The organism is Polaromonas sp. P4_F9, assembly GCF_056401235.1.
In genome coordinates this window covers 71,688-94,038 of the sequence record NZ_JBFUJT010000022.1, presented here as the reverse complement: position 1 = coordinate 94,038, position 22,351 = coordinate 71,688, and the positions used below count along the sequence as shown (strand labels likewise).

Sequence of the window (22,351 nt, the reverse complement as noted above, 5' to 3'; positions counted from 1 at the left end):
GCGCTCCACATAAGAAACTTAAGGCGCAAGGCGATCAATTCGTGGAAATTTGATTGCAGGGAGCAGCTGTAAATTCGAATTGTGCATCCAGGCACTGAAGCCAGGTGACATGTTCACTCAAGCGAGAAATAGTGTCGCCAGACCGTCACCAGAGCATGAATAAAAAAGCCCGCTATCTTTTCAGTAGCGGGCTTTTTAGTGCCTGTAAGGCGTATTTGGTGGGGCCTGCGGGGGTCGAACCCACGACAAACGGATTAAAAGTCCGCTGCTCTACCAACTGAGCTAAGGCCCCAAGGATTTCTCCCGGGTCGTACTGCGTTTAGTGCAGAACAGCCTCAAATTATAGCGTCATTTTTTAGCTCTTTGCAAACTACTCAGCAATTTTGCCAAGTACCCAGCCGGTTGCACAAAACCCGAAGGTGGATGTGACGCTGACGACCGATCCATAACCATGGCAATTGAGGCTGCCATCGCTCTGCTCGGGTGCCTCGCATTGCGGTGCCAGCGCTTCTGCTTCGCTGTTTTCCTGTTCATTCAACGCGCTCACGGCTGCAGGCTGCAGCACCGGCTCACGACTGAAAACGCAGGCCACGCCGATCTTTCCCTGACGGGGGGCACCATGCTGCTTGCGCAAGCGGTAGCGCAACTGCGCCAGCAAGGGGTCGTGTGTGACCAGCGACAGGTCTTCAATGTCGACACGGTGGGCGAGCCGCTTGCCGCCTGCGGCGCCCACACTGATCAGGGTGATCCGATTCCTGATGGCCCATGCGGCCATGGCTGTTTTGGCCCTCACCTGATCACATGCGTCGATAACGGCCAGCTGCTTGCCGTCAAATCCGCTGTCCAACGCAAGGAGGCCGGGCCAATTGCCTTCATCGACAAACTCCTCAATGCAGTCCACCCGGCAAGCCGGATGGATGGAGGCGATGCGCTCGCGCATCGCCTGCACTTTGGCCTGCCCCAGTGTGTTGTCGAGCGCGTGCACCTGGCGGTTGATGTTGGATTCGGCAATGTGGTCCAAATCAATCAGGGTGATGCGGGCCACACCGCTGCGGGCAGCAGCTTCAGCGGCCCACGAGCCCACCCCGCCCACGCCCACCACCACAATATGCGCTTCCCGGATGCGCCGGGCGCCCGCCGCGCCGTACAGCCGCGCGAGACCGCCAAAGCGTCGCTCCAGGTCGGGCGGAAACAGCTCTGCGCCGGATGTCGTCATGGTGCTGTTCGGGATTGGTTTTACAGGGAACGCTCAAGCTGCCAGATCTGGTACTTCAATCCGGCTGCGCAGCCGGCCAATATGGCAGCGAGCGCGACGAAACTGGTGGCGCTCAGGGTGGAGATTCCCGACAGGCCCTGCCCGACGGTGCAGCCCATGGCACACACGCCGCCCACCCCCATCAATGCGGCGCCTGCGAGATGGTTGGCGGTGTCCTGCACATCACGGAAACCTTCCCAGCGGAAGTTGCGTGAGAACAGCGAATACACGGCAGAGCCCGCCACGACACCGAACACCGACACAATGCCCAGCGTGAGGACCTTGCTTTTGTCGCTGAAAAACATGAACCAGTCCAGTGTGTAAGCCACTGGCGAAACAAAGCTCATGGCTTCCGCCCTGCCGGAGTTGGTGGCGATAAAAGCCTCCTGCAGGGTTTCAGGATGCTCGGCTACATAACCCAGGCTGCCGCTGATCCACCACATGCCGACGATGACGGCACCGATGCCCAAACCGCCCAACAGCGGGTCGAGGCGGCGAAAATCCGCGCCGCACAAGGCCCAGACAATCAGGCTCACGCCAATCAGCAAGGCCAGCCCGAGGCCGGCCGCAGCCGGCGCCACACCGAACGCACTGGCCACCCAGCTGGGAGCCGAAGCGTTGGCGGTGAACTCGACGGCTACCCGGTCTAGCGTGGCCACGCGAACTACAGCGGTAATGCCTTTGAGCGTGGCAAATGCGGCGATGCCCATCACGGCAAAAACCACCAGTGATTTGAGACTGCCCCCTCCGATGCGCACCAGCGTCTTGCTGCCGCATCCGGAAGACAGCGCCATGCCAAAACCGAACATGGCACCACCGACGAGCGCGGAAAACCAGATGAAGCGGTTGGACGCGTACAGGGTTTTGGCCGGATCAATGAGGCCTGCGGCCGCCATGCCGAAAAAGCCAATCATGGCTACACCGATCGCCATGCCCCACATGCGCATGCGCGTCCAGTCCCCCATGTTCACGATGTCGCTGACAGCGCCCATGGTGCAAAAATGGGTACGCTGCGCAATAGCGCCAAAAACCATCGAGAGGAGAAAACCAGACCAAAGAACCTGGGTGGTGAGGGTGTTGAGCGCGGCTGATCCGGAAATATCCATTCCCGAATTTTAAGTGGGAATGAAAAACCGCCGGATCTTCGTCCGTGGAGCTGCGCGAGACAGCTTGAGGCAACTCAGGGCTACTTGAGCCGGGCCAGACGCTCTTTGGCGACCGAGGCCGCTTCAGATTGTGGATAGGTCTTTACGAGGTCTTCCAGCGTTTTGCGGGCAGACTTGACGTCCTTGAGTTCCACCTGGCAATTGGCCATCGACAACAGCGCTTCCGGCGCACGCATGTGTCCGGGTTCGAGCGTCACCAGAGTGCGGAAGTTGGCCACCGCGTCGCGATAGTTGCGCAGGGCGTACTGGGCATTACCCAGCCAGAACAGCGAAGATGAGCTGTAGCCACTTTGCGGGTAGCGCTTCATGAAGGCCACAAAACTGGTTTGAGCGGCAGCAAAGTCACCTTTGCGCAAGGTGGCAAGCGCCGCCTCGAACTCCTGCTTTTCAGCCGGCTCCGCCACAAACTCCTTGCCGTCCACAGCGATCTTGGTGGGCTCAAACTTTCGCAGCCGCTCGTCAACGCCCTGCGTAATGTCCTTCTGGTTGCGCTGAATATCGGCAAGGTCACGAGCCAGCCTCTCGTTCTGTCCGCGCATGCCGGCCATCTCGTTGCGCAAGGCCTCGATCTGGTTGGAAAGCTCGAGCAGGCTGCGGCGCAGCTGGGCATTGTCGTCATTGGCCCTGCGCAGGTCATCAGCCGTGCGCTGCTGCGAAGCGTCGACTTTTTGCCGCAAATCCAGGATGGCCCTGCGTGCCTCATCGTCTTCGAAAAGAGCGGCCTGCGCATTGAAGGCCAGCAGGCAGGCAGCAGCAGCCGCGGCAAATCTGAACATGATCACAATAGTGATGCCGGCTTAGCGGTAGTTGATCTCGGCGCGGCGATTCTTGGCCATGGATTCTTCGTCCGAGCCCATAGCGACAGGTTTTTCCTTGCCAAAGCTCACGGCCTCCACCTGGGCATCTGCAACGCCCAGCAGTCCCAGCGCGCGGCGCACCGCTTCAGAACGTCTCTGCCCCAGTGCCAGGTTGTATTCGCGGCCACCGCGCTCGTCGGTGTGTCCTTCGATGGCCATCTTGCGGGCCTTGTTGGCCGTCAGATAGCGTGCATGGGCCTCAACAATCCCCTGGAATTCGGGTTTGATGACATAACTGTCGAAATCAAAGTAAATAATTCTGGCCGTATTGGCAGGCCCCGCGCCCGACACATCCGTTCCACCAATTTGCACCGGTGCAACGCCCCTGCTGGAGGAGGCACCCGCATCACCAGACGGCTTGGCACTGGCTGTCCTGTCTTCCACCGGCACATCGCTGAGCTTGACATTGGAGCCGCAGGCCACCAGCGTGGCAGCAAGAGCCAGGGAGGAGAAGATGGAAAAGAGAACGCGCTTCAGCTTCATGGAGTACCCCTACAAAAAAAACAAAAAAGATGATTCAAAAAAAGTGTCTGTCACCGCTGGAAAGGTCCCCAGTCGGGCTCACGGATGTCACCGCCGGCGCCGGATAACCTGGCCTTGATCTTGCCGTCCAGCGTCGTGGTCATCAGTGCTTCCCGGCCCTGCTGCTGGGTCGCATACACAATCAGGCGGCTATTGGGCGCGAAACTCGGGCTTTCATCGGCCGTGGTGTCGGTAATGGGAGTGGTCGTTCCGCTGGCAAGTTCCATCACGTGCAGCTTGAAGGCGCCTCCGACCCTCGAAACATAAGCCAGCCAACGCCCATCAGGGCTGATCGCCGGGGAGATGTTGTAACTGCCCGTGAACGTCACGCGCTCCGGATTTCCGCCGCCGGGACTCATGCGGTAGATCTGTGGTGCGCCGCCGCGGTCGCTGACGAAATAAATATACCGCCCGTCGGGCGAATAAGCCGGCTCGGTATCAATGCTGGATGACTGGGTTAAGCGCTTGGGGTCGCCGCCACTCAGGCCAATGGCGTAGATCTGCGAGCCGCCGTCCCGGCTCAGCGTGGCAACCAGTTGCTTGCCGTCGGGTGACCAGGCAGGTGCACTGTTGGAGCCCCTGAAATTGGCAAGCAGGCGCCGCTTTCCGGTGGCGACATCATGCGAATAGATCACGGGCTTGCGGGATTCGAAGGAAACATAAGCCAGCTGGGAACCATTGGGCGACCATGAGGGCGAGATCACCGGCTCGGGGCTGGTGAGGGCAGACTGGGCGCCTTCGCCATCCGAATCGGCAACCCAGAGGTTGTAGCGTTGAGCCGTTTTGGTCACATAGGCAATTCGCGTCGAGAAGATGCCTTTTTCACCCGTGAGTTTTTCATAGACAAAATCGGAGATCCGGTGTGCGGACAGACGCAAATCAGCCTGGGCCACGGTATAGCTCTGCCCCCCGAGGTCCTGGCCCCGCACGATATCCCACAGACGAAGCCGGACATCAAATCGGCCGTCGGCAAGGGGCGAAACGCTTCCCGTCACCATCGCGTCCGCGCCCTTTTGCCGCCAGTTTGCGAGGTCTGGCCGCGTGTTTTCGTCCGCCACGATGCCTGCCGTGTCGACCGGGCGGAACATGCCGCTGCGCTCAAGATCGGCCTTGACAATGCTGCCAATTTTCTGCGGTGCCTGCGCCTCGCCCCGGAAAGAGGCGATGGCAATCGGTAATTGAGTCAGGCCCACGCCTGACACCTCCACGCGGAACTGTGCAAATGCCGGCGACAAGCCCGCCGCCAGCAAACTCATGACAGTACGACGGCTCAATGATGATGGGATGCTCATAGAAGAATTTTGATCAATGGAGTTGGGTTATTTTGACGGGCGATTCAGGGTCAATGTCGCGTAGCCCTTTTTCAGCCAGGATCAAATCCGTTTTCATGCGTTGCAATACCCTGTTTTTGTTGACGGACTCCTGGTCTCGCTTGTTTTCGCGATGCCAAAGGTGAAAAACTTCTGTCGCCATAAACCCGTTTTTTCTTTGAATACCCAAGTGAGTGAGCCGCAGAACCAGGTCCGCGTCTTCATGGCCCCAGCCTTGAAACGACTCATCAAACCCATTGATACTGGCGAAATCACGCTGCCACACGCCGAAGTTGCAGCTTCGGATGCCGCGCCACTGAAAGCCTTGTTTTACCCTGAATAAGCGCCACGGCCAGACGACGAGGTGCAACAGTTTGTTGCAGTCCTTCCGCAGACGCGCGCGCCACCAGAAAGCAGGCGGACAACCCGGCAAATCTATTGTGCCATCGACCACCTGGGCAGTAAGGCCCGGGCTCAGCAGCACCCGGCTGCCATTCACAAAGCAACCCGCCTCGGCAAGGCGGGAGTGCTGCGCCACGAAGGCCTTATTCGGCACACAGTCACCATCCAGGAACACCAGGTAATCCCCTGTCGCATGGCGGGCCGCGAGATTGCGGGCCCGTGCGGCGGTAAAGCCGACATCGGGATGCCACACGTGGCGGACTGGACATTTGAAAACCGGCAAGCGCTCATGAAGCATCGCCACCTGCTCCGGCCGCGAGCCATCATCGGCGATCAACACCTCATGCCGCTCATCGCATTGTTCGGACAGGGACCGCAGCACAGGCAGCAGGGCATCTGTCCGGTTGTAGGTCAGGACGATAAAACTGATCTTCATTGCGCAGGAGGTGCTGCACCACCATCACGCTGCAGCAGCCAGAGCTTCAAATACCTGTAGTAAGTGCCCTCCGCGTTGGAAATGGCCAGGACAAGCCCCATCCGGCCATCCAGGAAGCCGCATCGTAAGAAGTAGGTCCTGACAAAGGCCCACAGCCCATGCCCAAGCGCCTTGCCCAGCGAGGCCTGCTTGCCTTTGCCGAACAGGCTCAGGGCACCGGCGGTTGAATAGCGGTTGGCCTTGTCGAGAACCGCCTCAAAGTTCCTGAAGCTCTCGTGGAGCATCGGAGAACGCAGTTGCCCGATCTGGCTGGAGGTCACGACCCGCTCGTGAACCAGGTCCTCCGAAAACTGCGCCGCCTGCCGGCGAAACAGGCGTGTGACACGGTCGGGGTACCAGCCCGAATGGCGCATGTATTGCCCACAGTAGCTTGACAGCCGGGGCAACGCATAAACATCGAACGACGGAGCTTTCAGGGTTGCCTGGATTTCAGCCTGCAACTCCGGCGTTACACGCTCATCGGCATCCAGCGACAGGACCCAATCACAGCTGGCGAGGGCCAGTGCCCGGTTTTTCTGGATGCCAAAACCCCGCCAGTCAGCGCTGCTCACGACCTCCGCACCCATGGCACGGGCAATTGCGATGGTGTCATCGGTACTGCCGGAGTCCAGTACCACCACCTGGTCTGCAAACATTACCGAGCGCAGGCAGGCCTCCATGTTATGCGCCTCGTTTTTGGTGATGACTGTGACGGACAAGCTTGCCAATGATTACCTTCATGCAATTAGCCAGGCCCGCATTTGCCAGCAAAACTGACCGGCCTGAAGCGTGCAAAGCATAGCAGAGCGCCTCGCAGATTCGCCCGCCCGGCACGGAAATGGAATCACTGATAATGCGGGCTACCCATGATGCAATCCCTGCGCGCCCTCCCTGCGACCATCTTGCCAAAGAAGACAATCAACATCAGGCTTGCCATCGTCTGCTTGGCGTCGGCCGCCGTGGGCTTGTCGATGGCCCTCATCAGCATTGCCAAACTCCTGCTGCTGATGTGCGGCATCGCTGCGCTGCTCTTCTGGCGGCGAGCGCCCGCAGCGGGCAGGCCTTTAGCCGGCCTGTACACGCCCATCGCCGTGCTGGCGGCACTTTTCGCGTTCGCGATCAGCATGCTCTGGACAGTCGCACCGCCAGCCGATGTGTTGGGCTCCCTCGCCAAGTATGGCAAGCTCATCCTGATCGCATTGATGATATTTCTCATCCGCGACCGCCGCGAGGCCATGTATGCGCTGGGCGCGTTTGTGCTGACCCAGGTGCTCCTGGTGGCCAGTTCATGGATGCTGTTTTTCCATTTACCGGTGCCTTGGGCGACCTCCAACATGGCGCTGAAAGAGTACGCGGTATTCTCGAGTTACCTGGACCAGGGCATCATGGCGGCGGTGCTGGGCGCGTTGTGCTGGCATTTGCGCGACCTGGCGCCCGGGCGGTTCGGCCGACACTTCGCGATTTTCGTGGCGGTGATCGCCTTGTTCAATGTGCTTTTTGTATTGAGCGGACGCAGCGGACACGTGGTTGCCATCGCACTGCTGTCCATCGCCATCATGTGGGAGTTGCCTCGCAAATACCGGGCCGGCATTGTTTTGCTGCCTTTTCTGCTGGTCTTGCTTCTTTTTTTCAGCTCAACCAAGGTGCGCGAACGGCTAACTATGGTCAAGACCGAGGTGGAGTCGTATGCAACCCAGCCGCAAATCAAAACGTCATCGGGCATCCGGCTTGGCCTCTGGCTGAGCGCCGCCCAGATCATTGGGCAGCACCCGGTGGTGGGGGCGGGTATCGGTAGCTGGAGCACCGAATACAACCGGCTCCAGCGTGCAAAAAACCCGGCCCACCAGGACATCCCGGGCAATGGAAACCCGCACCAGGAATACCTTCAATGGGGCGTGCAACTCGGCATTCCCGGCCTCGTCCTGCTGGCTGCCCTCATGCTTTCCGTGCTGCGGGACAGCCTGAAGATGGAACAACCGTACGCCCGAGCCGCGCAATCGGCACTGGTCGCACTGGCGGTCGCATGCCTTTTCAATTCCATCATTTACGACGCACTGATTGGTGATTTTTTCTGCATCCTGATCGGCTTGCTGCTGGCCCTCGGCCTCAGCCCGGCCGCCGGGCCGGTCATTGCCGCGCCCCAACGCGAGCTGACGACGTGAGCCCCCCAACACCAATCGCCACAGCAGCCGCCAGTGTGGCCGAAAAATCAACCATGTGGCGCAGAATTGCGCGCGTCTGGCCTTATTTCAGCGGCTCGCGGACCGGCTGGGCGCTCGCGGTCGGCGCGACCATTGTTGCGTCGGCAACCGAGCCCTTTGTACCCGCGCTGCTCAAACCGTTGCTGGACCGTGGCTTCCAGAGGGACTCCTTTAACCTCTGGCTGGTACCGCTCGCGCTGATGCTGCTGTTCACCGTGCGGGGGCTGTCCGGGTTTCTGGCCCAGTTTGCGCTGGCCAAAGTCACCAATGACGGCTTGCTCAAGCTGCGCGGGGCCATGTTCGACAAACTGCTGAGTGCGCGGCTCACCCTGTTTGCCGACCAAAGCTCCAGCGCTATCGCCAATACCGTGGTCTATGAGGTATTCAACGGCTCCTCGTTATTGATCAACGCCATCATGAAACTGGCGCGGGATGTGCTGACACTGCTGGCACTGATTGGCTACCTGGTTTATTTGAACTGGAAGTTGATGCTCGTGGTCGCCCTTCTGTTTCCGGCCGTGGCGTTTGTCATCCAGATCCTGTCCAGGCGCCTCTACCGACTCACCAAGGAAAGCCAGACCGCTACGGATGATCTCGCGTATGTCGTCGAAGAAAACGTCATGGCGCACCGCGACGTCCGCCTGCATGGCGCGCAGGCAGGCCAGGCCAGCCGCTTCAATCTCCTGAGCAACTCGCTGCGCCGTCTGTCGATGAAATCCACCGCTGCCTACGCGGGCATGAGTGCGATCACCCAGGTTTTGGCCGCGATGGCGCTGTCGGCAGTTATTTCCATTGCCTTGCTGCAGAGCGCCGAAAATACGACAACCGTCGGCGGGTTCGTGGCCTTTGTGACGGCCATGCTGCTGCTGATTGCGCCCGTCAAAAGCCTGTCGGACGCTGCCACGCCGGTGACCCGCGGATTGGCCGCACTCGAGCGGGGCCTTGACCTGATGAATCTGACGCCTGACGAAAGCGGCGGCTCGTTTGTCAAGGCCAGGGCGCTTGGCGACATCGAGTTTTCCAATGTCAGCGTCGTTTACAAAGCCGATGCCGTTCCAGCCCTTGATCAGTTCAGCCTTTCCATCAAGGCAGGAGAAACGCTCGCCATCGTGGGCGCATCCGGCTCCGGCAAGACGACCCTGGTCAACCTGCTGCCCCGATTTGTCGAAATGAGTTCGGGCAATATCTACCTCGATGGCCAGGACCTTCGTGCGTGGGACCTGGCTTCCCTGCGCGCGCAGTTTGCATTTGTGAGCCAGCATGTGGTGATGCTCAACAGCAGCATCGCCGTGAACGTCGCGCTGGGTCAGCCCGTTGACCGAGCCCGAGTGACCGAATGCCTGGCCGCAGCCAATCTGTCCGGGCTGCTGGCCGAACTGCCCGAAGGCATGGACACGATGCTCGGCCACAATGCCATGCAGCTGTCGGGTGGCCAGCGCCAGCGGCTGGCGATTGCACGCGCCCTTTATAAAGACGCGCCCATTCTCGTGCTGGATGAAGCCACGTCGGCGCTGGATACCGAATCAGAACTGGCCGTGCAGGAAGCGATCAAACGGCTGACCGCCAGCCGCACATCGCTGGTCATTGCGCATCGGCTGTCCACGGTGCAGCATGCCGACCGCATCATCATGATGGAGGCTGGGCGCCTGATCGAATCAGGCACCCATTCGGAGCTTCTGGCCAGGAATGGGGCCTACGCCCACCTTTACCGGCTTGGTTTCCAGAATACCTAGCCAGGTGTTGCCATGCGCTGCTATCCAACGAATACCTGAGCAACGAATACCTGAGAGTCTATTCAGATGAGTGTTTCAATCAGTGGCTTCACGTTCATACGCAACGGCGTAGACCTCGGTTTTCCTTTTGAGGCATCCATCCGCTCCCTGCTGCCCCTGGTGGATGAATTTGTCGTGGCGGTCGGTCAGGGTGCCGACGATACGCTGGCACGGGTGCGGGCCATTGCTGACCCCAAGATACGAATCGTCGAGACCCTGTGGAACGAACGCATGGCCGACCGCGGGTTCGTCTATGCACAGCAGAAAATGATTGCCCAGTACTCCTGCACGGGCGACTGGGCGTTCTACCTGGAGGGCGATGAAGTTGTGCATGAGGGTGAGCTGGCCGCCATACGTGCCAGCGTCGAACGCCATCACGCCAACCCCGCCGTCGAAGCACTGGTGTTTGACTACCTTCATTTTTACGGCTCACCCGACTGGATCTCCATCAGCCCGGGCTGGTACCGCCGCGAGTGCCGTTTGATCCGCAACACCATCCGCAGTTATGCGCCCGATGGCCAGTACTGGCTGGTCACCACCGATCACAAGCGCGGCCGCAACCCGCGCGCGGCACTGGCCAACGCACACATCTTCCATTACGGCTGGATACGCCGCAACGAGGAAATGCAGAAAAAACTCGACCAGGTGAGCAAGTACTGGGGGGAAGACGCTGCCGCGCAAATCACCTACAGCCAGTTTGATCGCCGTGCCCTCAGACCATTTACCGGCACGCATCCCCTGGCCGTACAGGAATGGCTGGCCACGGAGGCCGAGCCAGTGTTGAACATCGACCCTGGGTACAAGCCTACGCCCAAGGAAAACAAGTACCACTTCATGCGACAGATTGAAATGCTGACCGGACTGGATTTCAGCCGCAAGCATTTCAAGCTGGTGGCCTGACTCAAGCCGGCAGCAGTTACCAGTAGCAGTTACCAACCCGCTGTCACTGCGTGCTGCCGGCAGCTTTCGAGGCGGCAACCACCGCAAAATACAACGCTTCCTGCTGCAGGGCGATCTCGCGCCACTGGTAATGCCGGGCGAACTCCGTGGCACCTTGCGCCAGGCGCTCTTGAAGGGGTGGCTGGCCGAGCACCTGCTGAACGACCTGCGCCAAATTGTTGGCATCCCTCGGGTCTTCGAGGATCATGGCGTTAATGCCGTGCTGCAGCAAGCTGGAAATGCCGCAATAGCGAGGTCCGCTGACAACTACCGGCAAGCCATAGGCCATGGCCTCCAGGACCACCATAGCAAAGGTGTCCTCCAGTGTTGGATGCACCAGGCAATCGGCCGCTGTATAGGCCGGCCCGACATCCTTCAGTGAGCCCACGAAAAAGACCCGCGCACCCAGCTTCAAGGCCTCGGCCTGCGCCCTGAACGCTGGAATATGCGCCGGGTTGCCAACCACCGCCAGCACCACATCGGAAGGCAACTGCACCATCGCCTCCAGCAGGGCCTGCAGACCTTTTTTGCGGTAATCGTTGCCTGCGAACAGCAGACAGCGAGCTTCGGCCGGCAAGCCCAGCAGCGCCCTCGCCTCCCGCTTGAGCGCGGGCGTCACAGCCTGCGCCGGCATCGTGATGCCCGGTGTGATGACAGAGACCATCCCCTTGCAAGCCGGATAGCTGGCGGCCAGGATGGCCTGCAGGCTGGCAGAGGTGACCACCACCTGACGGCCGGGCCGGGCCGCATATCGCAAGCGTTCCAGCACCAGATAGGTCAGCAAACGCGGACTGGTCACGACCTTGATCCACCGCAGCAGCAGGCGCCAGCCGCTGCGCGCATCAAACAGGTTGTATTTGACCGGCAACACATGAACCGTCTGGACATCCCCATGCCAGGTATTTTCATGCGAATGCACCACATCAAAGCCGCGCCGCGTGGCCCACCAGGTGGCCGTGGCAAACCATAGCTGGTTGATCCAGCGGGGCTTGCGCAAAGGCGCAGACACACGGTGGTAGCTAACGCCCGGCCACTGGTGGTCTATTTCCTGAGCAAACACATGCATCTCGTGCACGGCGGACAGTTGCTCGACCAGCGCGATGGAGTAGCGCTCCGCGCCGCCACCGGTGGATGAGAAAGTCCGGTTGAGTACCGCAATGCGCAGTTTTTGCCGGGCGGGGCCTGGATGCTCCGCCGGATTCAGGGAAGGCGCGCTCATTGATGTCGGCGGTCTTCGTAGCCGGTCGCGATCTTGAGCCAGAAAACCGGCAGGCTGGTCGAGCGAAGCACGGGCACCCGTGGCAGTTGCAACAGATCCATCTGCGCATGGCAGCGGCTCCGCCCGGTGGTCGTGGCCGTCACAAAGCCCTGTTCACGCGCCATGGCCACGTGCTTGGGCTCGTAGCTGCCATACGGATAACAAAAATGCCGCACAGGCTGCCCGATGACCGATTCAAGCCCGGCTTTTCCCTGCGCCATCTCCACGCGGCACCCGGCCTCGTCAGTCGCCAGCAAATTCACGTGCTGGTGCGTGTGCGAACCAATCTCCTGTCCAGCGGCCACCCATTGGCGTATTTCCGCTTCGTTCATCAGCGGCGTCTGCGCAATACCCAAACCCGCATCCCACACATTGGTCTTGCCCAGCAGCCCGCTCACCGCATAGCATGTGGACGAAAAGCCCTGTTTGCGCAACGCCGGCAAGGCATGCGTGAGGTTGTTCTGGTAGCCGTCGTCGAAGGTGATGCCAACGACCTTGCCGTCGCGCTCGCCACTGAGGTAGGGCTGCAAGCCGCTCATGGACAAGCCGGTGTAGCCCAGCAGCTTGAGCCAGGCCATTTGCCGGGCAAACGCCTTGGGCGACACATAGAGACTGCGGAAAGGACTGCCTTTGGGCGGCGCTTCGGCAATCTGGTGATAGACCAGAATGGGAATGGGCCTGCGGTTGGCGGTGCAAGCTGTTGCCAGGATGGCCGGAAAGCTTGCGCTCATAGCAGAACGATGTCGTACTGTTCCTGCGCCATGGCCGCTTCAGCCTGCAGCGAAATGGGCTTGCCGATAAAGTCGCTCAGGCCGGCCAGGTGCTGGCTTTCCTCGTCCAGGAAAAGCTCAATCACCTTGGGGGAGGCCACCACCCTGAATTCCCGCGGGTTGAACTGGCGCGCTTCGCGCAGGATCTCGCGCAGGATGTCGTAACCCACACTGCGCGCCGTCTTGACCACGCCTTTTCCCATGCAGGCACTGCACGGCTCGCACAACTGGTGGGCCAGAGACTCGCGTGTTCGCTTGCGGGTCATTTCCAGCAGTCCCAGCGCCGAAAAACCGTTGACAGCGGTCTTGATGCGGTCCCGCGCCAGCTGTTTCTGGAACTCGGCCAGCACCGCATCGCGGTGGTTTTCCTTGATCATGTCAATGAAATCGACAATCACAATGCCGCCGAGGTTGCGCAGGCGAAGCTGCCGGGCAATCGCCTGCGAGGCTTCCAGGTTGGTCTTGAAAATGGTGTCGTCAAAATTCCGGGCACCGACAAATCCGCCCGTATTGACGTCGATGGTCGTCAGGGCTTCGGTCTGGTCAATGATCAGGTAGCCGCCTGACTTGAGGTCAACACGCCGGCCCAGCGCCCTGGCAATGTCTTCGTCAATGTTGTAAAGGTCAAAAATCGGGCGTTCACCACTGTAAAGCTGAAGCTTTTGCACGGTTGCCGGCATGAACTCCACCGCGAAGGCCTTCAGGTTGTCAAACTGCTCGCGGGAATCGATGCGTATGGTTTGCGTGCCCTCCACCACCACGTCACGCAACACGCGCTGCAGCAGGTTGAGGTCCTGGTGCAGCACAGACGCAGGCGGCAGGCGCAGCGAGGCCTCCTTGATGCGCGACCAGGTTTTGCGCAGGTAGGCAATGTCCTCTCCCAGTTCGGCATCGGTGGCATCCTCGCCATTGGTCCGGAGGATAAAGCCGCCGCCCATGTCCCCGGTCAGGGCCTGGACACGCTGGCGCAGGTCCTCGCGCTGGCGCGGGGGTATTTTTTGCGACACGCCAATGTGATTGTCCTGCGGCAAAAAAACCAGCAAGCGGCCGGCGATGCTGATTTGCGCCGTCAGCCTCGCGCCCTTGGTGCCAATCGGATCCTTGAGAACCTGGACCATCACGGCCTGCCCCTCAAAGAGCTGTTTTTCAATGGGCTGAAGGGCTGCCGTTGCCGGAGATGCCGAGGTCGAGGTGCCGGCAGCCTGGAGTTCTGTCTCTGCATGACGGCTGTTGATGCTGCTCATCAGATCGGCAACATGCAGAAATGCCGCCCGGTCCAGGCCAATGTCGATAAAGGCCGACTGCATGCCCGGCAACACGCGTGCGACCTTGCCCAGGTAAACATTGCCAACCAGGCCGCGCTCCAGCGTGCGTTCGACCTGCAACTCCTGCACCGCACCGAGCTCCACCACAGCCACGCGGGTTTCCTGGGGCGACCAGTTGATCAGTATGTCTTGTTGCATGGCCTCTATCGTAGCCGCTAGTGGCTTCGCTGCTGGCTGGCCACTGCTAGATTTTGAGGCCGGCGGCGCGCAGGAGCCATGCAGTCTCATGCAGGGGCAATCCCATGATCCCGGAATAACTGCCGCTGATATGCGAGATATACATGGCCACCCTGCCCTGTACCGCGTAGGCGCCGGCTTTTCCCATGGGTTCGCCCGACGCGACGTAGGAGCTGATCTGGGCCGCGGTCATCGGTGCAAACGTGACGCGGGAAATGCTCAGCGCCTCAGTTCGCCGGCGTCCCTGCTGCACGGCCACCGAGGTGAGCACGCGATGGGTGGCACCGGAGAGCTGGCGCAACATGCGGGTCGCTTCAGCCGCGTTTTCGGGTTTGCCCAAAATCGACCGGCCCAGGGCCACTGTGGTGTCCGAGCACAGAATGGGCGCCGGGGCCAGCCCCTGGCGCTTCGCGCGTTCGCTCGCGGCGTCCAGCTTGAGGCGGGTGACCCGCTTGACGTAAGCCACCGGAGACTCCTTGCCCAGCACGGCTTCCAGCGCTTCGGTGTCCTCGCYGGCAGCGGGCACCAGACGCTGGTAGCGCACGCCGAGCTGCTCCAGCAACTGGGCTCGCCGCGGGCTTTGTGAAGCCAGGTAAATAAAATCAGCAGCAGGCATGGCTACTCACATTACTCACACGGCTATCCGGTTGCCCGCGGGCAGCCCGTAAAAAACCAGACACGGCGCCAGGCGTGAACACCATGCTATTCGCGGTGATAGGGATGGTTGATGGTGATGCTCCAGGCCCGGTAAAGCTGCTCGATCAGCAACACCCGCACCATGGCATGCGGCAGGGTCAGATCGGAAAGGCGCAGGCGTTCATGCGCTGATTGCTTGAACCCTGCGTCCAGCCCGTCCGGCCCGCCGATCACGATGGCCACATCGTCACCCGACAATTGCCATGCCTTGAGTTTTTCGGCGAGCGCCACGGTGGTCACTGCAGTACCGCGTTCATCCAGCGCCACCACGCGGGTTCCGCGGCTGATGACGCCTTCAATGCGTGCGCGTTCAGCCGCCAGCAGGTTCTCGAGGGTTTTGGATGCGCGCGGCTCGGTTTTAACCGCCTTGAGTTCGACCTTCAGCTCAGGCGGAAAACGCTTGGCGTAGTCGTCGTAAGCCGTTTGCGCCCAGTCGGGCACTTTCTGGCCGACGGCTACGATCGTCAGCCTCATTTGCTCCGGGGGGCGGATTTCCTGGCTGCCGGCTTCTTGGCTGCAGTCTTGGCCGCGGTCTTGGCGGCAGCTTTCTTGGCCGGAGCCCTTTTGGGCGCAGGCACTTTCACGATCGGTGTCCTGGTGGCCGGCTTTGCGGCAGGTTTTGCGGCAGATTTCGCAGCCGCAGGCTTGGCCGTTGCCCTGCCCGCTTTCACTGCCGGCTCGGCGGCGGGTGTTGCCTGGTTCCGTTTGGCGGTCCAGTCACTGGTTTTTCCAACCTTGCCCACATACCCCGGGGCATGGTCCTTGACGACTGTTTTCACGGCCGGCTTGGCAACGCGCGCGCCGCGTGCGGCGGTGGATTTTGCGCCGGGCTTGGCACCTGCTTTCGGTTTTGCACCGGCTTTCGTTTTGGGCTCTGCCGCGGGTTCGGGCTTTGACGCCTTCACCAGCGGTGCGGGCGCTCCCAGTTTCAACTTGATTGGCTTCTCACCCCAGAGTTCTTCAAGATGGTAGTACTGGCGGATCGTGGGCTGCATGATGTGCGCGACGGCAGCGCCGCAATCCACGATGATCCACTCTCCGTTGTCTTCACCTTCAATCCGGGGCTTGGCAAAACCCGCGTCGCGCACGGCATCGCGCACGCTGGCCGCGAGGGCCTTGGTCTGGCGGTTGGAGGTTCCGGAAGCAACGATCACGCGCTCAAAGAGCGAAGTGATGTGCTCTGTGTCAAATACCTGAATGTCCTGCGCCTTGACATCCTCCAGGCCGTCAATGATGGCCCGCTGCAATTTCTGCACATCTTTCTTGTCGGCGGTGCTGGTGGTTTTGACAGTGATAGAGGTCATGCAGGGCTTTGCTTCAATGAGGGTGGAATTAAGGGAGACTGTAAAGCTGGTGGAGTGAAATATAACGCGCAACCGGCTCAGGGACCAAGTGCGCGATTTCCCCGGCGGTAGCTGCACCCGAAGCCATCAGATGGCGAATATGGGTTGCGCTGACAGGCATCAGGGGCAGCTCCAGCGTCAAAAAGCGGCTGCTTTGCCCCGGATAGGCATCAAATTTGGATTGATCCAGCGTGGATTCTATGCGACCAGCTATACAAATTATAGCAAGTTGCAGAATGTCCCTCCAGCGGTGCCATTGCCGGAACGCCGAAAACTGGTCCGCACCGATGATCAGGTAGAGCTGGGCCTGCGGATTTTCCGCCTGTAGCGCCTCCAGCGTATCGATCGTGAAGGTCGGCCCTGCACGCTGCAATTCACGCTCATCCAGCACAATGCGCGGCAGGTCCTGAAACGCCAGCCGGGCCATGGCCAGCCGGTGAACAGCCGCGCTGAGCGGCCTGGCCTTGTGCCAGGCCTGCCCGGTAGGAATGATGTGCAGCGCGTCCAGTTCCAGCTGCGCCAGGGCCACCAGTGCCAATGCCACGTGGGCATTGTGCGGCGGATCGAACGCCCCACCAAACACCCCGATGCGCTTCACCTGCTGCCGGGCGGCAGGTTCTTCCGGGGAAGGGGACGCGGCATTCAAACCCAGTCCCGCCTGATCAGAAACTCTTTGTACAGGCGCTCTTCGGGGGAGCCGGCTTCAACCTGGTGCTGGTAGGCCCAACTGGCCAGTGGTGGCATGGACATCAAAATGGACTCGGTGCGACCGCCCGACTGCAGGCCAAAATGCGTGCCGCGGTCCCAAACCAGGTTGAACTCCACGTAGCGGCCACGACGGTAGAGCTGGAAATCGCGCTCACGCTCCCCATAGGGCAGGTTCTGGCGTCGCCTCACGATCGGAAGGTAAGCCAGAAGGAAGGAATCCGCCACGCTTTGCATCATGGCAAAGCTCTGGTCCAGGCCCAGCTCCTGGAAATCATCGAAAAATATGCCGCCTATGCCGCGCTGCTCCTGGCGGTGCTTGAGATAAAAATACTCGTCACACCATTGCTTGAAGCGCGGATATTTGTCGCTGCCGAACGGCGCCAGCGCGTCCTTGCAGGTCTGATGAAAATGCACGGCATCTTCGTCAAAACCGTAATAGGGCGTCAGGTCCATGCCGCCGCCAAACCAGCACACGGCCTCTGCCGGACCGGCGGAAACCGGCGTCGCGGCCAACATGCGCACATTCATGTGCACGGTGGGCACATAGGGATTGCGGGGGTGAAACACCAGCGACACGCCCATGGCCTCAAACGGCGCGCCGCCAAGTTCAGGCCGGTGCTGCGTCGCCGAGGGCGGCAACCTGGGGCCGCGCACATGCGAAAACCCGCAACCCGCGCGCTCAAACACCTGGCCCTGCTCCAGGATTTTGGTGATGCCGTTTCCCTGCAAAGGCTCGCCCGGCTCTTTTTGCCAGGGGTCGGCCAAAAATTGCCCGCCATCGAGTTCAGCAATGGCTGCGGTAATGCGCTCCTGCAGCCCCAGTAAAAAGGTGCGAACGCCCGAAAGATCAGTCATGCTCATTGACCCACGTAATGACCCATGTTAAAGGCCGCAGCGGCACCCGGCATTGATCGGGCGCCGGAATCCGGCACCGCCAGCCCTGGGCGCCAAGCTGCGCCCATCAGGACTTGATGGCCCTGTAGCCGATGTCCTTGCGGTATTGGGCGCCGTCAAATTGAATGGACTGGGCGACCTCGTAAGCGCGCTGCTGGGCAGCTTTGACCGTGCCGCCCAACGCAGTGACGCACAGCACACGGCCACCCGCAGTAACGGTGGCACCGTCCTGCTTGAGGGTGCCGGCGTGAAACACCATGGCGTCATCAGCAGCTTTGGGCAGGCCATGGATGGCATCGCCCTTGCGCGGATTGAGCGGATAACCGTGCGCCGCCATCACCACACCGAGGGCCGGACGGCGGTCCCAGTCCAGTTCGACCTGATCGAGGGTGCCGGAAGTGGCCGCCATCATCACGTCAAACAGATCGGTTTTCAGCCGCATCATGATGGGCTGGGTTTCCGGGTCGCCCATGCGGCAGTTGAATTCGAGCGTCTTGGGCCGGCCCTGGCCATCGATCATGAGGCCGGCGTACAGGAAGCCGGTGAAGGGAATGCCGTCTTTTTCCATGCCCTTGATGGTGGGCAGAATGATTTCCCGCATGGCGCGGGCATGCACATCCGGTGTCACCACGGGGGCCGGTGAATACGCCCCCATGCCACCCGTATTCGGGCCCTGGTCGCCGTCCAGCAGACGCTTATGGTCCTGGCTGGTGGCCATGGCGGTCACGTTTTTGCCGTCGCACATGACGATGAAACTGGCTTCCTCGCCCTGGAGAAACTCCTCAATCACCACCCGCGCACCCCCCTCGTTGTGGGTAACGCCCAGCACGTTGTGGTCCGGGCCGGTGGCCAGCATGAACTCGATCGCCTCATGCGCCTCATGCAGCGTCATGGCAACCACCACGCCCTTGCCGGCCGCCAGGCCATCGGCCTTGACCACAATGGGCGCACCCTTTTCATCGACATAGGCGTGCGCCGCCACCGCATCGGTAAAGGTTTCGTATTCAGCCGTCGGAATGCCGTGGCGCTTCATGAAGGCCTTGGAAAAGGCCTTGGAGCTTTCCAGCTGGGCGGCCGCTTTGGTCGGGCCAAACACCCTGAGGCCATGGGCGCGGAATTCATCGACAATGCCGGCCGCCAGCGGTTGCTCCGGCCCCACCACGGTAAGGGCTATTTTTTCGGTCAGGGCCCATGCACGCAGCGCCTGGACGTCGGTGATGTTGATGTTCTCCAGCCGCGCATCCAGCGCCGTGCCGCCATTGCCCGGCGCCACATACACCGCCTGCACCTTGGGCGATTGGGCCAGTTTCCAGGCCAGCGCGTGCTCACGGCCGCCGCCACCAATAACAAGAACTTTCACGGGAGGTTCAATCTAAAAAACAGCAAATAGCTGAGGTACAAAATAAGAAAAAAAACGACACCGAGAACGATCTTGACGACGGCCCGGCCGCGGCGCTGCAGTTCGAGCGCCTGATCATTGACCGTACCGGCCTTCACAATGTTGGCGCGGGTCTCATCAACCAGCGACCTCTGCATGGCAAGGGATTCCTTTTGCAGGTCCATCGCCAGGCTGCGCAGACGGTTTCCTTCCTGCAGCAGGTTTTCGATGCGAGCCAACCGCTCCGCAGTATCGGCGTTCTGCTCCATGGTCACTCAGATGTGTCCAGCGCGGCGTTGTGAAAGACTTCCTGTGTGTCGTCCAGGTCTTCCAGCACATCCAGCAGCTTTTGCATCTTCCGGGCATCTTCGCCGGTCAGCTCGATCATGTTGTCGGCACGCATGGTGACTTCGGCCAGCTCGGGCTTGAGCCCGGCAGCCTCCAGCGCTTTTTTGACAGCTTCAAAATCGGTGTAGGGCGTCAGCACCTCGATGGCGCCGTCATCATGCGTGATCACATCGTCGGCACCCGCTTCCAGCGCCACTTCCATGACCTTGTCCTCGCTGGTGCCGGGTGCAAAAATCAGCTGGCCACAGTGTTTGAACTGGAAAGCCACCGAACCTTCGCTCCCCATGTGGCCGCCGTGCTTGGCAAACGCATGGCGAACCTCCGCCACGGTGCGCACCCGGTTGTCCGTCATGCAATCGACAATGATGGCCGCCCCGCCAAAGCCGTAGCCTTCATAACGGACTTCTTCGTAGTGAACGCCTTCAAGGCTGCCGGTGGCTTTGGCGATGCCGTACTTCACGTTATCGGCCGGCATGTTGGCCGCCTTGGCTTTGTCAACAGCCAGGCGCAGGCGCGGGTTGGTGCCCAGATCACCCCCACCCATACGGGCCGCGACCATGATTTCCCGCATCACGCGCGTCCAGACGCGCTGGCGTTTTTCATCCTGGCGCCCCTTACGGTGTTGAATATTCGCCCATTTGCTATGACCAGCCACGGAAATCCTTCGTAATTGATTTAATCTACGTCCATCATTTTACTTTTAGGAAGCCCTGCATAGCACCCCGCGAGGCCCTGTAGCCCGGATCGGGATGAGCGGCAAGCTTCCTCACACCCCAGGACACTGCCATGGTCGAACCCTTATTGATTGCCAGGAATGCGTCTATCCATTGTGAGCTTATTCCGGGGCTTGCCAACCGCCACGGCCTGATTACCGGCGCCACCGGCACCGGCAAGACCGTCACGCTGCAAACGATGGCTGAAAATTTCTCGAAAATCGGCGTGCCCGTCTTCATGGCGGACGTCAAGGGCGACCTGACCGGCATCAGCCAGGCTGGCAGCATCGGTGAAAAAATGGCCGGCATCCTCAAGGAGCGCGGCATCGACGCGCCCAACCCCCTGGCCTGCCCGGCCACGCTGTGGGACGTGTTCGGTGAGCAGGGGCACCCGGTTCGCGCCACGGTGTCGGACATGGGCCCGCTGCTGCTGGGCCGCATGCTCAACCTCAACGAGACCCAGGCGGGCGTGCTCAACCTGGTGTTCAAGATCGCCGACGACAACGGCCTGCTGCTGCTGGACCTGAAGGACCTGCGGGCCATGCTGCAGTATGTGGGCGACAACGCCGGCCAGTTCACCACGCAATACGGCAACGTCAGCGCCGCCAGCGTGGGCGCCATTCAGCGTGGCCTGATGCAGATCGAAAGCCAGGGCGCGGACAAGTTCTTTGGCGAGCCCATGCTCAACATCAGCGACTTCATGCAGACCGACGGCGCCGGGCACGGGATGATCAACATCCTGGCGGCCGACCGGCTGATGAATTCGCCGCGCCTGTACGCCACCTTCCTGCTGTGGATGCTGTCCGAGCTGTTCGAGCAACTGCCCGAGATCGGCGACCCTGAAAAACCCAAGCTGGTGTTCTTCTTTGACGAAGCGCATTTGCTGTTCAACGAAGCCCCCAAGGTGCTGGTTGAGCGCATCGAGCTGGTGGTGCGCCTGGTGCGCTCCAAGGGCGTGGGCGTGTATTTTGTGACGCAAAACCCGCTGGACATTCCCGACTCCGTCCTGGCCCAGCTGGGCAACCGGGTGCAGCACGCCCTGCGCGCCTTCACGCCGCGCGACCAGAAAGCCGTCAAGGCGACCGCCCAGACCATGCGGCAAAAGCCCGGGCTGGATATCGAGACCGCCATTACCGAGCTGGCCGTGGGCGAGGCGCTGGTGAGCTTTCTCGACAGCAAGGGCCGCCCCAGCATCACCGAGCGCGTCTATGTGCTGCCTCCGGGTAGCCAGATCGGCCCGATCACCCCGCAACAACGCCAGTCGCTGCTGCAAAATTCGCTGGTCGCGGGCGTCTACGAAAAGGAAGTAGACCGTAAATCCGCGTACGAAAAAATCAGGGGGCGCGCGGATGCGGCGGCCGAGGCGGCGGCCAAAGCCCCCGCTGGCGGCGCCGCCGGGGAAGCAGCCTCCGGCGGTATTCTGGGCGGCCTGAACGACGTGCTCTTTGGCAGCACCGGGCCGCGCGGAGGCCGGCACGAAGGCCTGGCGCAAAGCATGGCCAAGTCTGCCGTCCGCACCATGGGCTCCGCCGTGGGGCGAGAGATCATCCGGGGCGTGCTGGGCGGTATCTTTGGCGGCAAGCGGCGCTAAGAACCTGTTTACGATCTAAACGGGGCCGCGCAAGCACCTTCTCGGGATGGGATGCAAGGCGCGGTGCGCCGCCCATAGCTTGGGCTATGGGCAAGCGCCGCAACGCCGCAGACCGCCCGAGAAGGCGCTTGCCCTTCGGGTTGGGGTGAAATCGGGCGATTGAGCCACCCGGGCCCTTGCATGGGCATTAGCCCATGCGGCGGACCCGAGCGCCTCACTCATCCCGATTGCACCCCAACGCGGCCTCGTTT

Annotated in this window: 22 protein-coding genes and 1 tRNA gene; 4 read left to right on the top strand and 19 right to left on the bottom strand. The window is 61.0% G+C overall.

What is annotated here, in order from left to right; translation table 11 throughout:
- Window positions 1-216: 216 nt before the first annotated feature.
- From AC1DUB_RS19055 to AC1DUB_RS19020, 8 genes are all read right to left on the bottom strand, one after another.
- A tRNA-Lys gene (locus tag AC1DUB_RS19055) sits at window positions 217-292 on the bottom strand.
- Between the two features lie 78 nt (window positions 293-370).
- Window positions 371-1,216, bottom strand: coding sequence for a tRNA threonylcarbamoyladenosine dehydratase (locus AC1DUB_RS19050; RefSeq protein ID WP_477730823.1), 846 nt, complete (start codon window positions 1,214-1,216; stop codon window positions 371-373).
- A 20-nt stretch (window positions 1,217-1,236) separates the two neighbouring features.
- Window positions 1,237-2,361: a YeeE/YedE family protein gene (locus tag AC1DUB_RS19045; protein ID WP_477730822.1), complete on the bottom strand. Its 1,125-nt coding sequence runs from the start codon at window positions 2,359-2,361 to the stop codon at window positions 1,237-1,239.
- Window positions 2,362-2,441: 80 nt separating this feature from the next.
- Window positions 2,442-3,197 (bottom strand): tol-pal system protein YbgF, encoded by a 756-nt coding sequence (ybgF, locus tag AC1DUB_RS19040; RefSeq protein WP_477730821.1) that lies wholly within the window; start codon window positions 3,195-3,197, stop codon window positions 2,442-2,444.
- A 21-nt stretch (window positions 3,198-3,218) separates the two neighbouring features.
- Window positions 3,219-3,761: a peptidoglycan-associated lipoprotein Pal gene (pal, locus tag AC1DUB_RS19035; RefSeq protein WP_477730820.1), complete on the bottom strand. Its 543-nt coding sequence runs from the start codon at window positions 3,759-3,761 to the stop codon at window positions 3,219-3,221.
- Window positions 3,762-3,811: 50 nt separating this feature from the next.
- Window positions 3,812-5,092 (bottom strand): Tol-Pal system beta propeller repeat protein TolB, encoded by a 1,281-nt coding sequence (gene tolB, locus AC1DUB_RS19030; RefSeq protein ID WP_477730819.1) that lies wholly within the window; start codon window positions 5,090-5,092, stop codon window positions 3,812-3,814.
- A gap of 13 nt (window positions 5,093-5,105) precedes the next feature.
- On the bottom strand, window positions 5,106-5,948 hold the full coding sequence (locus AC1DUB_RS19025) for a glycosyltransferase (RefSeq protein ID WP_477730818.1): 843 nt from the start codon (window positions 5,946-5,948) through the stop codon (window positions 5,106-5,108).
- The gene (locus AC1DUB_RS19020; RefSeq protein ID WP_477730817.1) at window positions 5,945-6,715 is read right to left on the bottom strand and encodes a glycosyltransferase family 2 protein; all 771 of its coding nucleotides are present in this window, start codon (window positions 6,713-6,715) and stop codon (window positions 5,945-5,947) included. Before AC1DUB_RS19020 ends, AC1DUB_RS19025 begins: the two co-directional genes overlap by 4 nt.
- Window positions 6,716-6,853: 138 nt before the next feature.
- On the opposite strand from AC1DUB_RS19020, the gene AC1DUB_RS19015 reads away from it, so the two are divergent.
- From AC1DUB_RS19015 to AC1DUB_RS19005, 3 genes are all read left to right on the top strand, one after another.
- The gene (locus AC1DUB_RS19015; RefSeq protein ID WP_477730816.1) at window positions 6,854-8,149 is read left to right on the top strand and encodes an O-antigen ligase family protein; all 1,296 of its coding nucleotides are present in this window, start codon (window positions 6,854-6,856) and stop codon (window positions 8,147-8,149) included.
- Between the two features lie 53 nt (window positions 8,150-8,202).
- Complete coding sequence (gene msbA / locus AC1DUB_RS19010) at window positions 8,203-9,921, top strand: lipid A export permease/ATP-binding protein MsbA (RefSeq protein ID WP_477730815.1); 1,719 nt, start codon at window positions 8,203-8,205, stop codon at window positions 9,919-9,921.
- 66 nt (window positions 9,922-9,987) lie between these two features.
- Window positions 9,988-10,860, top strand: coding sequence for a glycosyltransferase family protein (locus AC1DUB_RS19005; protein ID WP_477730814.1), 873 nt, complete (start codon window positions 9,988-9,990; stop codon window positions 10,858-10,860).
- Between the two features lie 43 nt (window positions 10,861-10,903).
- On the opposite strand, the gene AC1DUB_RS19000 is transcribed toward AC1DUB_RS19005, so the two are convergent.
- The 11 genes from AC1DUB_RS19000 to AC1DUB_RS18950 form a co-directional block, all read right to left on the bottom strand.
- Window positions 10,904-12,118 (bottom strand): glycosyltransferase family 4 protein, encoded by a 1,215-nt coding sequence (locus AC1DUB_RS19000; protein WP_477730813.1) that lies wholly within the window; start codon window positions 12,116-12,118, stop codon window positions 10,904-10,906.
- Window positions 12,115-12,888 (bottom strand): polysaccharide deacetylase family protein, encoded by a 774-nt coding sequence (locus tag AC1DUB_RS18995; protein WP_477730812.1) that lies wholly within the window; start codon window positions 12,886-12,888, stop codon window positions 12,115-12,117. The genes AC1DUB_RS19000 and AC1DUB_RS18995 overlap by 4 nt, the downstream gene beginning before the upstream one ends.
- Window positions 12,885-14,390, bottom strand: a complete 1,506-nt coding sequence (gene rng / locus AC1DUB_RS18990; protein ID WP_477730811.1) for a ribonuclease G — start codon at window positions 14,388-14,390, stop codon at window positions 12,885-12,887. The genes AC1DUB_RS18995 and rng overlap by 4 nt, the downstream gene beginning before the upstream one ends.
- A 46-nt stretch (window positions 14,391-14,436) precedes the next feature.
- Window positions 14,437-15,045 carry a Maf family protein gene (locus tag AC1DUB_RS18985; protein WP_477730810.1) on the bottom strand — a complete coding sequence of 203 codons (609 nt, stop codon included), beginning with the start codon at window positions 15,043-15,045 and terminating at the stop codon, window positions 14,437-14,439.
- Between the two features lie 86 nt (window positions 15,046-15,131).
- A complete protein-coding gene (gene rlmH / locus AC1DUB_RS18980) occupies window positions 15,132-15,599 on the bottom strand; it encodes a 23S rRNA (pseudouridine(1915)-N(3))-methyltransferase RlmH (protein WP_477730809.1) in 468 nt (155 codons plus the stop codon).
- Window positions 15,596-16,429: a ribosome silencing factor gene (gene rsfS / locus AC1DUB_RS18975; protein ID WP_477730808.1), complete on the bottom strand. Its 834-nt coding sequence runs from the start codon at window positions 16,427-16,429 to the stop codon at window positions 15,596-15,598. Before rsfS ends, rlmH begins: the two co-directional genes overlap by 4 nt.
- 28 nt (window positions 16,430-16,457) lie before the next feature.
- A complete protein-coding gene (nadD, locus tag AC1DUB_RS18970) occupies window positions 16,458-17,114 on the bottom strand; it encodes a nicotinate (nicotinamide) nucleotide adenylyltransferase (protein WP_477730807.1) in 657 nt (218 codons plus the stop codon).
- Window positions 17,111-18,037 carry an oxygen-dependent coproporphyrinogen oxidase gene (gene hemF / locus AC1DUB_RS18965; protein ID WP_477730806.1) on the bottom strand — a complete coding sequence of 309 codons (927 nt, stop codon included), beginning with the start codon at window positions 18,035-18,037 and terminating at the stop codon, window positions 17,111-17,113. The genes nadD and hemF overlap by 4 nt, the downstream gene beginning before the upstream one ends.
- 100 nt (window positions 18,038-18,137) lie before the next feature.
- Window positions 18,138-19,430: a phosphoribosylamine--glycine ligase gene (gene purD, locus AC1DUB_RS18960; RefSeq protein ID WP_477730805.1), complete on the bottom strand. Its 1,293-nt coding sequence runs from the start codon at window positions 19,428-19,430 to the stop codon at window positions 18,138-18,140.
- The gene (locus tag AC1DUB_RS18955; protein WP_477730804.1) at window positions 19,427-19,717 is read right to left on the bottom strand and encodes a hypothetical protein; all 291 of its coding nucleotides are present in this window, start codon (window positions 19,715-19,717) and stop codon (window positions 19,427-19,429) included. The genes purD and AC1DUB_RS18955 overlap by 4 nt, the downstream gene beginning before the upstream one ends.
- 2 nt (window positions 19,718-19,719) lie before the next feature.
- A complete protein-coding gene (locus AC1DUB_RS18950) occupies window positions 19,720-20,451 on the bottom strand; it encodes a YebC/PmpR family DNA-binding transcriptional regulator (protein WP_477730803.1) in 732 nt (243 codons plus the stop codon).
- A gap of 131 nt (window positions 20,452-20,582) precedes the next feature.
- On the opposite strand from AC1DUB_RS18950, the gene AC1DUB_RS18945 reads away from it, so the two are divergent.
- Window positions 20,583-22,100, top strand: coding sequence for a helicase HerA-like domain-containing protein (locus AC1DUB_RS18945; RefSeq protein WP_477730802.1), 1,518 nt, complete (start codon window positions 20,583-20,585; stop codon window positions 22,098-22,100).
- Window positions 22,101-22,351: the final 251 nt, after the last annotated feature.